The sequence below is a fragment of the Bacillus sp. RC240 genome (assembly GCF_044907945.1).
GTDB classification, from domain to species: Bacteria; Bacillota; Bacilli; order Bacillales; family Bacillaceae_G; genus Bacillus_A; species Bacillus_A mycoides.
In genome coordinates, this window is the sequence record NZ_JBIYCT010000017.1 from 28,158 (window position 1) to 42,251 (window position 14,094).

Sequence of the window (14,094 nt, forward strand, 5' to 3'; positions counted from 1 at the left end):
TTTCTTCTATTAGCGGAATCTAACTAAAAACTTGTTGAAAAGGAAGTTAGGTGGGGAAATTGTTAGAGCTAAAAGGTAACTTGTTTGAAGTTATGAAGGAAATTAGAGATGAGTTAGGTTCACCTAATGATTTAACAATTAGAGAAGTTGCTCTTGCTGGTAGTTTTACACGTTGTGCGGTTGTTTTCTTATGTGGATTGACAGATAAGGATAATGTTTATAAATATGTAGTTCGTACACTTCAATATGAAGAAATACCAAATGAAGCAGCTGTGGTTCAGACATTATTGGATCGTTTTATTTCTATTGCAGAAGTCGGTATGAAGACGACTTTTCCAGATATTATAAATGCGGTTTTAGCAGGAGATACAGTCATATTAATTGATAATATTCAAACGGCTATTGTTGTTAACAGTAGGGCTTGGGAGAAAAGAAGTCTAGAACCGCCAGTGACAGAAGATTTAATTCGTGGACCGAGGGTTGGGTTAAATGAAGATATTAATGTGAATAAAATGTTAATTCGCCGTGGTTTACGTGATCCGAAGTTACGGTTTCAATCTTATATTATGGGGAAGCGATCGCAGAAAGAAGTAACCCTAGTATATATAGAGGATATTATTAACCCTTACATCGTAAACGAGCTAGATCGGCGTCTTCAATCAATAGTGACAGATGTCATTTTTGAGACAGGAACGATTGAGCAATTAATTCAAGATAATAATTTATCGCCGTTTCCGCAGTTTTTAAATACAGAAAGACCAGATAATATAGTGGCTGCATTGGCGAAAGGGAAAGCGGCCATTTTAGTAGATGGGTCACCATTTGCTCTTATAGCTCCACTAGTATTTGTTGATATTTTTCAATCTGTAGAAGATCATTATGAGCGTTGGATAATTGGAACGTTATTAAGAATGTTACGTATGGGATCAGGTATTGCTGCTGTTTTATTACCTGCCATGTACGTAGCGCTTGTATCGTATCATCAAGGGCTTATTCCATCTAAACTAGCTTATTCCATTGCGGGAGCGAGAGAAGGGGTACCGTTTCCTGCTTATATAGAAACGTTAATGATGGCATTAACGATGGAATTAATACGAGAAGCCGGGATTAGGCTTCCGAAACCGATGGGACAAACAATTGGCATCGTAGGCGGTCTTGTAATTGGAGAAGCGGCAGTAAATGCGGGGATTGTAAATCCGTTTTTAGTAATTATTATTGCGGTTACCGCAATTGCTACATTTTCACTTCCTGTATATAGCATTACGATTACATTTCGAATTTTACTTTTCGTCTTCGTGTTAGCTGCAACTGCTTTTGGGTTATACGGAATCATTTTAGCTCTTATTGCACTTGCAATCCATATTACAAATTTAAAGAGTGTTGGGGTACCGTATACAACACCTATTGCTCCTGCTTTTTATAAAGATTGGGAAGAAGAATTGGTTCGTCTACCAAAATCAATGTTAAAAGAGAGACCAGAATATTTACAAACGAAAGACTCTACACTACGTCCAAAGGAGCGAGAGTAATTGAAGCCATTTGAATATGGGGATGAAGAAATTGGATCTCGGGAACTTGGTTTTGCGGTATCGTCAACAATTATCGGTATAGGTGCATTATCTATGCCTCGAGATATTGCTGACCAAACTTTATTTTCGGATGGTTGGATTATTTTGCTTTTGGGTGGATTGATATGTGCGGTTTTAGGTTGGTTTGTAACGAGGATAGCTATTTTATTCCCAAAACAAAACTTTGTTCAATATACAAGTGCACATTTGACGAAGCCTGTTGCATACACAATTAGTAGCATTTTAGTATTAACATTTGCTGCTTTGACAGCATATGAGGCCCGGAAAATTTCAATTATTTCACAAACTTATTTATTTAGTGATACACCAATACAATTGTTATCCTTCTTTTTTTTGTTAGTTGTTGTTTATGGAATTGCTGGATCTAGGGCTGCTTTATTAAGGTTAAATGTTTTATTTTTACCAATCGTTTTAATTGCGATCGTGCTGCTTTCTTTATTGAATGTGAACTTAATGGAAATAGATAATTTACTACCTGCTTTTCAAACGGACGTAAGTAAATATGCTGTTGGGGTTAAAAATTCTATTTTTACGTTTATTGGATTTGAGGTAGCGCTATTTTATGCAGTGATGTTAAACGAGACAGCAAAAAAGGCGCCGATGGCAGTTGCAAAAGCTGTGATGGTAAACGTATTGTCTTACATTTTAATTTATTTAACTTGTATTAGTGTTTTTACATATATGACAACCCGGGGATTAACATATCCAACGATTGAATTGGGGAAGGAGATTGAAATTGGTGGGGGGTTTTTAGAAAGATTCGATGCGATCTTTTTTACTACTTGGATTATTACTATTTATAACACTACAGCAATGTATTATGACGTTGCATCTCTATTGTTTTGCGCTATGTTTCCGAAAGTTAAGAAACATATTTTTATTTTCGTAAGTGCTCCTATGATTTTTATGCTGAATATGATCCCTGGTAATTTAGATACTTTATCAAATTACGGAACGTATTTAGCTTGGATAGATATGGGCTTTGTCGTGTTAGCACCTTTGTTAGTTTTTATTGTATATAAAATAAAAAGAAGGAATGGTAGAAATGAAACACCTTCTTAAAATTATAATGGTTATGGTTTTAGCTGGATCTATAAGTGGGTGCTCTGAGCTAGAAGAAATAGAAGAAAGAGGATTTGTAGTAGGTGCAGCCTATGATATTGTGAAAAAAAAGAAATCGAATCCAATTATAAAAGGGACGTATCAGATGGTACTTCCCAGTAAGCTAGCACAGCAAGGTGGCCAAGGCGGTGGAGATAGTGAAAATTATATTAATGTTAGTGCGAAAGCAGATAGTGTCTTTGAGCAAATACGAATTATTGCTAAAAAAATTAGTCGTTCATTATTCTTTCCGCATATACAAGTGATAATTTTTTCTAAAGATTTACTAGCGAATCCATATGTTTTACAAAATACGTTAGATGTATATATTCGCGATCATGAGATGAGAAGAAATATTCGTTTGTTCGTTTCTAAGAAAAATGCAGAAGCTATTTTAAAGCAGAGTGCCAAGCCTGAGAACTTACCGGCACAGTATATTGATATGTTAGCTGAGCATCCTCCGAAAAATGCCCAAATGATTGAGGCTGCAAGAATTGGTGAGGTACAGCAAAAAATGATTGCTAACCGAAGTTTCGTATTACCTATTCTTGAACTAACAAAACAAGGGGTGCAAATGAACGGGGCTGCGTTATTTCGTGGGAAGGATAATAAGTGTGTAGGTAGTTTGAATGGAGAAGAAACATTAGGAATGAATTATGTAATAGGTAAAAAAATTGGAGGGTTCTTTACTATCCGTAAACAAGAGCAGCTTATTACATATGAAATTCATAAGATGCACCGAAAGATTAAAGTATCTACGGAAAATGCTACAAAACCGAAGTTTGATATCCATTTATCTTTGGAAGGGACCTTAGCAGAGTTGCATTTTAGTGATCATAAACAAATTATGAATGAAAAGCGATTAAAGAAAACCATTGCGGAGGAAATGGAGAAGCGTATCCAAAAATCTATTAAGCTTGTTCAAAAAAAATATAAGGTAGATGTATTAGCGTTAGGGGAAGTATATAAGAGGCATAATTATAAAGAATGGAAGAAGATAGATAAGAATTGGGATCAAGGTGAAAATTATTTTAGTAATGCTGAGGTTACTGTTCATGTTCATCCGACAATTGAGCATTCAGGTTCAGCTTTACCGAAGAGAGTGAAATAAGGTGATTTAAGTTGTTTACTGGACTAGGAATTAGTTGCACGATATTAATGGCGGTTCTTCCGGGAGCCATATACTCCATTCATAAAAAACTCACAACGTATGGAGCTCAGCCGTGGAAAGAAAAAAAGAAACCTGAATAATTTCAGGTTTCTTTCGCGCAAAGCATATGTGAAGGGGGATACCTTCTATGTATGCTTTGCTTTATACAAGCCCTAACCAATGTACCAATTGTGTAGAGAGGAATGTAACAACAATGGCAATAACAGTAGGGATTGCAAACGATAAAAATGTCCATTTTGCACTTTTTGTTTCTTTATATATGTTAACTAGTGTTGTTCCACAAGGGAAATGAAGGAGTGAGAACAACATTGTATTTAACGCTGTTAACCAAGTCCAACCATTTTCTAAGAATAGATTTTTAATTTGATTAAAATCATCTATTTCAGTTAAAGCGCCAGTTGATAAGTAAGACATTAATAAAATCGGAATAACAATTTCATTAGCTGGTAGTCCAAGAATAAACGCTGCTAGAATAAATCCGTCAAGTCCTAACATTTTAGCAAATGGATCTAGGAAGTTTACAAAATACATAAGTAAGCTTGTGTCACCGATGAAAATATTAGCAAGTAACCAAGTTAATGCAGCTGCAGGGGCAGCTACAACTACAGCTCGTTTTAAAACATATATTGATTTATCGAGTGTTGCGCGTACAATTGTATTCCAAACTTTTGGCTTACGGTACGGTGGTAACTCAAGTGTGTAGTGAGTCGGAACACCTTTTAAAGCTGTTTTTGATAGTACCCAAGAAACGGTTAATGTCATAATGACACCAATTACAACCATTCCAACTACAACGCCAGCAGTAACAAGTGTTTGCATACTACCTGTATAACCAGCAGCCATAAATAGTGAAGCCATTAAAATTAACATAGGCCAGCGCCCATTACATGGAACGAAGTTGTTTGTTAAGATTGCAAGCATACGTTCACGTGGTGATTCAATAATACGTGTTGACATAATGGCAGCTGCATTACAACCGAATCCCATTGCCATTGTTAAAGATTGCTTGCCATGTGCACCAGATCGTTTGAATAAGCGGTCCATGTTAAATGCGACACGTGGTAAATATCCGTAGTTTTCTAATAGTGCGAACATAGGGAAAAAGATTGCCATAGGTGGTAACATAACGCTTATAACAGCACTGGTACCACGGAATAAACCAAGTATTAAAATGCCATGTAACCATTCAGGTGCATGCATTGCTTGGAACCAAGATGTTAAATATCCTTCTACCCAGCCAAAGAACTTAGCGATCATATCAGAAGGTACGTTAGCGCCTGCAATTGTGAGATAAAAAATAATAGATAAAATACCGAGCATAATTGGGAATCCCCAGATTGGAGATGTGAAAATTTTATCTAGCTTTTCGGAACGATACAATTTATCGGTATTTGTATATTGGACAGCTTCTTTACATATACTTGCGGAGGTTCGATAAATATCTCCGACAATATCATCTCGTATATCTTCTTTTGAAAGTGTTTGTGCATGTTGAACAATATAGTCCAGCGGAAGAGCTTTACTGGCTGAGTGAGATTCCATTTATTATGACCTCCCTTACAAGTGGTTCATTATGATGTTTTTGAAGTGCAGTTAAGAAATTTTTATCTCCATCTAAAATACGTAACGCAATCCAACGTGCTGGATACGTATTGCCGAACACTTTATAAATTTGTGGTTCTAATTCTTGAATCATATTTTCGATTTTTTCATTATAAGTAATTTTAATTGGTGTTGGAATGAGTTTTTTATTTGCTACTTTAGCGATGACATTTAGCAAATGACCAATGCCTACTCGGTTGCGAGCAGAAATCTTCACTACAGGTACACCGAGTGATTTTGCTAATTTCTTTTCGTCAATAATGATTCCTTTTTTCTCCGCTTCATCAATTAAGTTAATACAAATGACCACATCGTTTGTCATTTCCATCACTTGGAGTGCTAAATTTAAATTTCTCTCCATTGCAGTTGCATCTATAACAACTACAGTTACTTCTGGTTTTTCAAATATAATATAATCTCGTGCTACTTCTTCATCTGCCGAATTTGAATACAGTGAGTAAGTTCCAGGTAAATCTATTATTGTATATATATTTCCGCCATGCTTATATTCCCCTTCAGCCTTTAAAACAGTTTTTCCCGTCCAGTTTCCAGTATGTTGTTTTAAGCCTGTTAAAGTATTAAATAATGTACTTTTTCCGGTATTCGGGTTACCAGCTAACGCAATGCGATGGTTACTCATCTGAAATCATCTCCTATTAATACCCCGAAAATAAGGGAGCTTTCTTCACTACGCAGTGCAATAGTTGTGTTGCTTACTTGATAAGCGACTGGGTCTCCAAGTGGGCTGCGTTGTAATACTTTAATTGTCGCTCCAGGAAAAAAGCCTAAATCTAATAAACGTCGTTTCATAGTTCCTTCTAATTGTATCTTCTCAATTTGTACAAATTCCCCTGTTCTGAATTCGGAAAGGGGTTTAGTATTAGCCGATACCATAAAAGTTACCTCATCTCTATATTTTTAGTTTTAGTTTAAAAAGTTTCCTCAGGTAAACTTTTTGATACTAATATAGTAGACTACATTTAATGATGCTGTCAATTAGTACTTTAAAAATATTCAAATATTTTTAGAATTGTTCCAATTTATTTAGTTGTACCGAAAAATATTACTGGAATTCTTCTTAAAGTAAGAGTGTAAAAGCTTAAAAATATAGGGGAATTGTAAATGTAGTTTTAACCTAAAGGGAAAAATACAGAAAAACATTTACATTGAATTTACATTGTTAAGATTAAATTTACAATACTACGTGTTTAGTGTGGGTTTTGTTGGCTTTTTCAACTGTAAATGTTGGAATGTCTAGCTTTTAGGGGATGTTATCTCTATTTACTTAAACTTAAAAATTGCTTAACACTCACATAATATTGTTGTCCTACAATGAATTTGTGTTCGAAAGAAGATGAATTCGAAAAGTGATAATCCAAATGGGGGTACAAGACATGGTTATTAAAAAGGGTATTAAATTTTCTTTAGCGGCTTTAGTTGTTGCAGGTGCATTAGTTGGATGTGGAAAAGCAGAAAGTACGGATAATAAGGAAGCTGCTAAAGGTAGCGATGCAAAACAAGAATTATCAGGTACGATTGCAGCGGCTGGCTCTACAGCTCTTCAACCTCTTGCGGAGGAAGCTGGAAAGAAATTCATGGAGAAAAATTCAAAAGTTTCTATTCAAGTTCAAGGTGGCGGTAGTGGAACTGGGATTAACCAAGTAGCATCTGGTGCAGTACAAATTGGTAACTCAGATGTTCCAGCTGGAGATAAAATAAAAGATGCTGAAAAAGCAAAAGAATTAGTAGATAACAAAGTTGCGGGTATCGCATTCGCACTTGTCGTAAATAAAGATGTAAAAGTTGATAACTTAACAGTAAAACAAGTGCAAGATATCTTCACTGGAAAAGTAACGAACTGGAAAGAAGTAGGCGGAAAAGATGAAAAAATCAATGTAATTAACCGACCAGCTTCATCTGGTACACGTGCTACTTTTGAAAAGACAGTGATGAAAGACGCGAAGATTAATGATGGAACTGGTACAACACAAGATTCTAATGGTGCTGTAGAGCAAGCGATTAACTCTACTCCAGGTTCAGTTAGTTACTTAGCAATGTCTTACATGGTTGGTGAGAAAAAAGGTGCGTTACAAACGGTTAAAATTGATGGATCTGAACCGAAAGTTGAAAATATTTCTGCTGGTAAATATCCATTCTGGTCTTACGAGTACATGGTAACTAAAGGTGAGGCAAAAGAAGCGACAAAAGCTTACATTGATTATGTAAAAGGTAAAGATTTCGAAAAACAAGTAGAAGATATGGGTTACATCCCAATGTCTAAATTAAATAAGTAATAAAATTTTATGGGGCTGGCTGCAAGGCCAGTCCTGTTCAATGCAATCTATGAAGTGGGGTCTGTCCTGTGATGAAGGGGAAAAAACAAATTAATTACGTAAAGAGTGAATATATAGGTAGATCACTTGTTACGTTTTGCGGTATCTTTATTGTTTTTATTACATTAGCTATTATTGCGTTTATTTGCGGCAAAGGAATTCAATCTTTCACGCAAAGTGGTATCTCATTTTCTGAGGTCTTAACTTCGACAAACTGGAATCCAAATGCTGATCAAGGTACGTATGGTGCTGTCATCTTTATTGTCGGTTCGACGCTTGTGTCGTTAGGTGCTGTTGTCATTAGTGCACCAATTGCTATAGCTCTTGCTATATTCATGAATTTAATTTCGCCGAAGTTTGGGAATAAAGTATTAAAGCCTGTTTTAGAATTATTAGTTGGTATTCCATCAGTTGTATACGGATTATTAGGGGTTACGATCTTGGTTCCTCTATTACGAGATTCATTCGGTGGAGTGGGATTTAGTTTAATTGCGGGTATTATTGTCCTGAGTATTATGATTTTACCTACTATTGCTAGTATTGCCTCTGATGCAATACGCTCTGTTCCGTTTGATTACTTGGAAGCTTCTTACGGTCTAGGATCGACGAAATGGCAAGCGATTAGCCGAGTTATTGTTCCTGCTGCAAAACAAGGAATTTTAACAGGTATAGTTTTAGGATTAGCGCGTGCTTTTGGTGAAGCGTTAGCGGTTCAAATGGTAATCGGGAACACGATTAAATTACCGGAAGGAATATATAGTCCAACAGCAACGTTAACAGGTATTCTGACAATGGATATGACGAATACATTGAACGGAACAGCTTGGAACAATGCGCTATGGACGTTAGCAATGATTTTACTTGTTATTTCATTCCTGTTTATTTTAGTAATTCGAGCGATTGGTCAAAGAGGTGAGCGATAATAATGAATGCAAGAACGGTAAATAAAGTTTGGACAGGTATCTTTTATGGGGTTGCAGCTTTAGTTGTAGCTTTGCTGGCTTTTTTAATGTACGAAATTCTGCAAAAGGGATGGGGATTTTGGGATCCTAGTTTCTTATTCGGAGAACCAAGCAATACAAGAGCTGGTGGGGGAATTGGTCCACAGTTATTCAATTCTTTCTACATGCTTGTTATAACACTTATTATATCTATTCCTCTTGGACTAGGGGCTGGAATATATTTAGCGGAGTATGCAAAACAAGGTCGTTTTTTAAGTTTTGTTCGTTTATGTATTGAAACAATGGCGTCTTTACCTTCTATTGTTGTTGGACTATTTGGCTTATTAGTATTTGTTACCATGACAGGCTGGGGATATACAGTAATGGGTGGAGCTCTTGCTTTAACTATTTTGAATTTGCCTGGTTTAACACGTGTTTGTGAAAATGCGATTTCTGAAGTTCCTCATAATGTAAAAGAGGCGAGTCTTGGACTAGGTGCAACGAAATGGCAAACAATTGCCCGCATCATTATCCCGTCTTCGTTACCACAAATCATTACAGGTATTATTTTAGCGGCAGGCCGTATATTCGGTGAAGCTGCGGCGTTAATTTATACAGCTGGTTTAACATCACCTATTTTAAATTCAGCAGCGGACTTCTCGAGCCCCTCGCATCCTTTAAATCCATTTAGACCAGCTGAAACGTTAGCTGTTCACATTTGGAAATTAAACTCTGAAGGGATTATCCCGGATGCGAAGTTAATTGCAACAAAATCTGCAGCTGTATTAATTATTATGGTATTACTCTTTAATATCATTTCTCGTTTCGTAGCATCTGTATTACACAAGCGTTTTACAGGAGCGAAAAAAAGTCGTAAAACGACGAAGAAGGTAAAAGCGGCATAAATTGAAGATGAAAACTCTCTGTTTATAAAACAGGGAGTTTTTTACGGTCATTTTGTTGCTGGAAGGAAAAGAAGGAGAGTTGTTGAATAGGTAATTTGATATGTGGATATTCGGATGAAAATAGGGAGGGGTTTGAAGGTGTTTTTTCTGCAAATGTCGGGATTTCCTGGATCAGGGAAGTCGACTCTTTCTAAGTATATCGCTAAGTTAACAGGTGCTGTTATTGTAGATCATGACGTCGTGAAATCAGCTTTATTAAAATCATTAAAGGCAAAAGGTGTTGAACCAACAGTGGTTGGGGGGATCTCCTATGATATTGAGTGGGAACTGATCGGTTTTTTGTTGGAGCAAGAGCACAGTGTGATATTAGATAGTCCATGTCTCTATGAAGGGATGGTTAAAAAAGGAATAGATTTATGTCAGAAACATGGTGCTACATATAAATATATTGAATGTTATCTTAATAATATAGAAGAAATTAATCGTAGGTTACAAACGCGTGAACGTAAGATAAGTCAAATTACAAAAGTAGAATCAGAGGTAGCATTTAAAAAATGTCTGGCTGGCAGTAAAAGGCCTTTACATGGTGAATATCTTATTGTGGATTCTGGAGAGCCGCTAGAGAAGTATGGTAAAAAAGTGATGGATTATATTATGGATAGATAGAGGGATAAAAAGGCGTTATCTTCATAATTGAAGATAACGCCTTTTAGTTTAAATATCAGGTGTTTCTGTAGAAGTGCTTATTTTTCTGCGGGAGCGTCTTTTTCTCCCGATTTTATCTAATAGTTCATACATAACGGGAACGACTACTAATGTAAGAACGGTTGAGACTGCCAAACCACCGATTACAACGACGGCCAGACTTTTCGATACCATACTTCCTGCTTGAGATTGCCCGAAGAGGAGTGGTAGCATAGCGACGATTGTTGTTATAGCTGTCATAATAATTGGGCGTAATCTAGTAGATCCTGCTTCTAGTAAGGCTTCTCTGGTTTCCATACCGTTTTCCCGATTTTGTTGCACTCTTTCTATTAATACAATAGCATTTGTAACGACAATCCCGATTAACATTAATGCGCCGATTAATGAATTTACGTCAACAGGTGTTCTTGAAATGATTAATCCTAAAATACCGCCGACAGCAGCTAATGGTAAAGAGAATAAAATCGCGAAAGGAGCACGTGCTTGCCCGAATGTGATAACCATAATTAAATATACAATCCCGATTGCGATCCCCATAATTTTGAATAAATCTGTGAAGTTCTCTTGCATAGATTCAGTAGCGCCTGCGACATTTACTTTTGCTCCGTTAGGTAAATCTAAGTCGGTTATAGCCTTATTTACTTCTGCGCTTACTTTACTTAAATCTTCACTTGAAGCTTCTGCAGTAATTTGTATCGTTTCTTTCCCATCTTTATGGAAGATTTCTGTTTGAAGTTGCTTTTCTGAAATAGTTGCAATATCTTTTAAAGGAATAGGTCCGTTAATAGGTGATAGTATGTTTGTGTTTAAAATATCTTCTTGTTTGTTAATGGATGCCTTTTTATGTTCTATCATAATGATTGTTTTTTCATTATTGATTGAGATTTCCCCAATAGGAGATTTCTTCATAAGGAATGATACTTGTTGTGCTACTAATTCTGGTGTTAAACCGAGTTGTTCCGCTTTTGTTTGATCGATATGAATTTGCCATTCTTTTTTAGAGTCTTCCATATTTGTTTTTACTTTAGAGAGATCGTCCATACCTTTTAGTTTTGTTTCGACGATGTTAGCGGCCTTTTTTAAATTTGTTTCGTTAGTAGCGGTTACGTTAAATTGTAAGTTGTTTCCGCCTCCAGAGTCAGAGTAACTCGTTTTTATATAATCAAGTTCAGCTGGTTCAAAAGTATTATGAGCCTTTTTTAATTCTTTAATATATTGGTCGATATCAGATCCTTTTTTAAAGACTACAAATATAGTTGCAAGATTGTTTTGAGTTGTCTGTCCCCATTGTGCATCTTCTGCGCTAGATCCCATTCGCAAAATAACATCTGTTACATCAGAATTAGAGAGGAGTTTCTTTTCGAAATCAAAGGCTTTTTGTTTTTTAGCTTCAGAATCATAATCACCTGGAAATGTCATGTTAACGGAAAGCATTGTATCGTCCTCAGACTTTATGTTAGCTTTCGGAAGTAGTATGTAGGCTGCAATTGATCCTGCAAATAATAAAAAAGAAGTGAGTAGAATGATAAACTTATGAGAAAGAGCCCACTTTAATGTAGCGACATATCGCGGTGAAGAATGTGAATTGCGACGTTTGGTTTTTTTGAGCAGTAAAAAAGCCATAAGTGGAACGACTGTTAATGCCACAATTAAGGAAGAAAGTATAGAATACACAACTGCTAATACCATAGGTAACATTAGTTTTCCGATTACTCCCGATACGAGACCGATAGGTAAAAAAACGGCGACTGTCGTTAAAGTAGAAGAGGTAATTGCGACGGCGACCTCTTTTGTTGCATCGAGAATAATATCTTTAGAGAAAGATTCTTTTTGTAAACGACGGAAAATATTCTCGATGACAACGATACTATCATCGACGAGACGTCCAACTGCAACGGCTAAGCCACCAAGAGTTAGAATGTTAAGTGTGATGTTAGATTGATGGAGTAAAAATAGTGTTAATAAAATAGATAATGGAATACTAACGACAGCGATGAGTGTTGTTCGGAAGCTGCGTAAAAAGATTAAGATAATGAGAGTTGCAGCAATTGCCCCAAGGATTACTTCTTTTCCCATACTAGTAACAGCATTTTCAACTTGCTCATGAGTTGAAGCTAAAAGTTTAATAGAGAATTGATCTTTATATTGCTTGCTTATATCTTTAATCTTTTTATCAATCTCTTTTCCGATTGCAACCGCATTTTTACTCGGCTCTTTCATGATGATTAATCCTGTTCCTTCTTCCCCGTTTATGTGCGAGATTGTATCGTAATGTTGTTTTAATTCAATTTGAGCAACATCTTGTAATTTTACTTGAGGTGTAACGGTGATGTTTTTTATGTCATTTACATTTTTTATATCCCCGATGACACGAAGATTGTATTCTGCCTTATTAACGGTAATTGCTCCGGCTGGAGTGGAAGTTTCTTTTCCTTGTAAAACTGTTAATACTTGCTGTGATGTTACGTTTTTATCTTTTAGTTGGTTAGGATCAAGTACGATGGATAATTCGGAAGTTGATTTTCCGAAAAACATAACATTGGCAACACCATCAATGCTTTCGAGTTGTGGTACGATTTCTTTCTCAATTTGTTTTTCGTCAGCTTTTGAAAATCCGTTTTGCTTCTGGATGGTAATTTGAGCGAGTGGAATCATAGAAGTGTTTAATTGGCTAACAACAGGTTTAGTTACATCTTTAGGTAATTTAATCGTATTAATTGTTTTTTCGACTTCGCGTGCCGCGTCTTTCATATTTGCCTTGGATGTATATGCAATGTCGATGCGTGATAATCCCTCATGTGTGGAAGAAGTGATGCCATCGATATGTTCTAAATTACGAAATTGTTTTTCAAGGGGATCAGTTACGTCCTTGGTCATCGTTTTAGCATCGAGCCCTTGAGATAATGTCGTAACAGTTATTGCAGGGTTATCGATGCTTGGTAAAAATTCCATAGGTAATTTAGAGCTGGAATAAACACCGAGTATGGAAATGAGAAAAACCATGATAATAATAGCGGCTCGGTTTTTTAATGAAAATTTTGTTAACCTATCCATAAAATAATTCCTCCATTAGTTTATTTATAGTTTTGTGGGCACTTTCTTACTATATAACAAAAATTGGATATCTTTCATTAATTAAATGTAAAAAAATTCTAACAATAATCTTAAGTTAATATTTCGAGGGGAAGTTTGTTATTTGTGGAAGCAAAATTCCTGATTGGAGAGAAAAATCAGGAATTAAAGTTTTGCTCTAGTATAGTGGCCTCGTTTTTTGTTACTCTACATTTAAATAATTATTTGTCCTTCTTAAGTAGAACTATGGTAATTATAAAATTTAAAAAAGAGAAGACTAAAGGTTAGGAAGTTATTGTGAAATACTGCCTGGTTGATGATAGTGTATAGTAACTTGTATACAATCAAAATGAATGTTTTTAGTAGAAAGGATAAGGGTTCTTTCTATAGAAGAAAGTAGGATAGATAACTTTTTGTATTTTTTTATAAAAAATACTTGTTATTTAAAAACCATGATGGTATATTAATAAACGTCGCTGATGCGGAAACGCAGAAAACGACAAAAAAGAAAATTAAAAACATAGTTGACATCGAAAAATGAAGATGTTAATATGATGAAGTCGCTTTTGAAGCGGCAGACAAGTTCTTTGAAAACTGAACGAAACAAACAACGTGAACGTCAATTTTTATTTTTAGATGCTAGACAAACTAACTTTATTGGAGAGTTTGATCCTG

The 14,094-nt window shown here is 35.7% G+C and carries 11 protein-coding genes; 7 read left to right on the forward strand and 4 right to left on the reverse strand.

Annotation, left to right across the window (positions count from 1 at the left end):
- Positions 1–50 precede the first annotated feature (50 nt).
- The 3 genes from gerLA to ABH955_RS27885 are packed head-to-tail and all read left to right on the forward strand — an operon-like array spanning position 51 to position 3,801.
- Positions 51–1,529: a spore germination protein GerLA gene (gene gerLA, locus ABH955_RS27875; protein WP_113937938.1), complete on the forward strand. Its 1,479-nt coding sequence runs from the start codon at positions 51–53 to the stop codon at positions 1,527–1,529.
- Positions 1,530–2,651, forward strand: coding sequence for an endospore germination permease (locus ABH955_RS27880; RefSeq protein WP_113937939.1), 1,122 nt, complete (start codon positions 1,530–1,532; stop codon positions 2,649–2,651).
- Positions 2,635–3,801 carry a Ger(x)C family spore germination protein gene (locus ABH955_RS27885; protein WP_113937940.1) on the forward strand — a complete coding sequence of 389 codons (1,167 nt, stop codon included), beginning with the start codon at positions 2,635–2,637 and terminating at the stop codon, positions 3,799–3,801. The genes ABH955_RS27880 and ABH955_RS27885 overlap by 17 nt, the downstream gene beginning before the upstream one ends.
- A gap of 201 nt (positions 3,802–4,002) precedes the next feature.
- Here the strand turns inward: ABH955_RS27885 and ABH955_RS27890 are convergent, their stop codons facing one another.
- Genes ABH955_RS27890 through ABH955_RS27900 form a run of 3 tightly spaced genes read right to left on the reverse strand, consistent with a single transcriptional unit; the run spans position 4,003 to position 6,357 of the window.
- Entirely contained in the window at positions 4,003–5,403 is a 1,401-nt protein-coding gene (locus tag ABH955_RS27890; RefSeq protein ID WP_113770285.1) for a nucleoside recognition domain-containing protein, read from the reverse strand.
- Positions 5,381–6,103 (reverse strand): FeoB small GTPase domain-containing protein, encoded by a 723-nt coding sequence (locus ABH955_RS27895; protein ID WP_016101791.1) that lies wholly within the window; start codon positions 6,101–6,103, stop codon positions 5,381–5,383. Before ABH955_RS27895 ends, ABH955_RS27890 begins: the two co-directional genes overlap by 23 nt.
- The gene (locus ABH955_RS27900) at positions 6,100–6,357 is read right to left on the reverse strand and encodes a FeoA family protein (protein ID WP_002090873.1); all 258 of its coding nucleotides are present in this window, start codon (positions 6,355–6,357) and stop codon (positions 6,100–6,102) included. The genes ABH955_RS27895 and ABH955_RS27900 overlap by 4 nt, the downstream gene beginning before the upstream one ends.
- A gap of 500 nt (positions 6,358–6,857) precedes the next feature.
- On the opposite strand from ABH955_RS27900, the gene ABH955_RS27905 reads away from it, so the two are divergent.
- The 4 genes from ABH955_RS27905 (at position 6,858) to ABH955_RS27920 (ending at position 10,308) form a co-directional block, all read left to right on the forward strand.
- Positions 6,858–7,757, forward strand: coding sequence for a phosphate ABC transporter substrate-binding protein PstS family protein (locus ABH955_RS27905; RefSeq protein WP_113937941.1), 900 nt, complete (start codon positions 6,858–6,860; stop codon positions 7,755–7,757).
- A gap of 71 nt (positions 7,758–7,828) precedes the next feature.
- Positions 7,829–8,719 (forward strand): phosphate ABC transporter permease subunit PstC, encoded by an 891-nt coding sequence (gene pstC / locus ABH955_RS27910; protein ID WP_012260333.1) that lies wholly within the window; start codon positions 7,829–7,831, stop codon positions 8,717–8,719.
- A gap of 2 nt (positions 8,720–8,721) precedes the next feature.
- Complete coding sequence (gene pstA / locus ABH955_RS27915; protein WP_002010630.1) at positions 8,722–9,642, forward strand: phosphate ABC transporter permease PstA; 921 nt, start codon at positions 8,722–8,724, stop codon at positions 9,640–9,642.
- 138 nt (positions 9,643–9,780) lie between these two features.
- Positions 9,781–10,308, forward strand: a complete 528-nt coding sequence (locus ABH955_RS27920) for a P-loop nucleotide/nucleoside kinase family protein (protein ID WP_404457211.1) — start codon at positions 9,781–9,783, stop codon at positions 10,306–10,308.
- 48 nt (positions 10,309–10,356) lie between these two features.
- Here ABH955_RS27920 and ABH955_RS27925 read toward each other — a convergent pair whose 3' ends face one another.
- The gene (locus tag ABH955_RS27925; RefSeq protein WP_404491889.1) at positions 10,357–13,401 is read right to left on the reverse strand and encodes an efflux RND transporter permease subunit; all 3,045 of its coding nucleotides are present in this window, start codon (positions 13,399–13,401) and stop codon (positions 10,357–10,359) included.
- Positions 13,402–14,094: the final 693 nt, after the last annotated feature.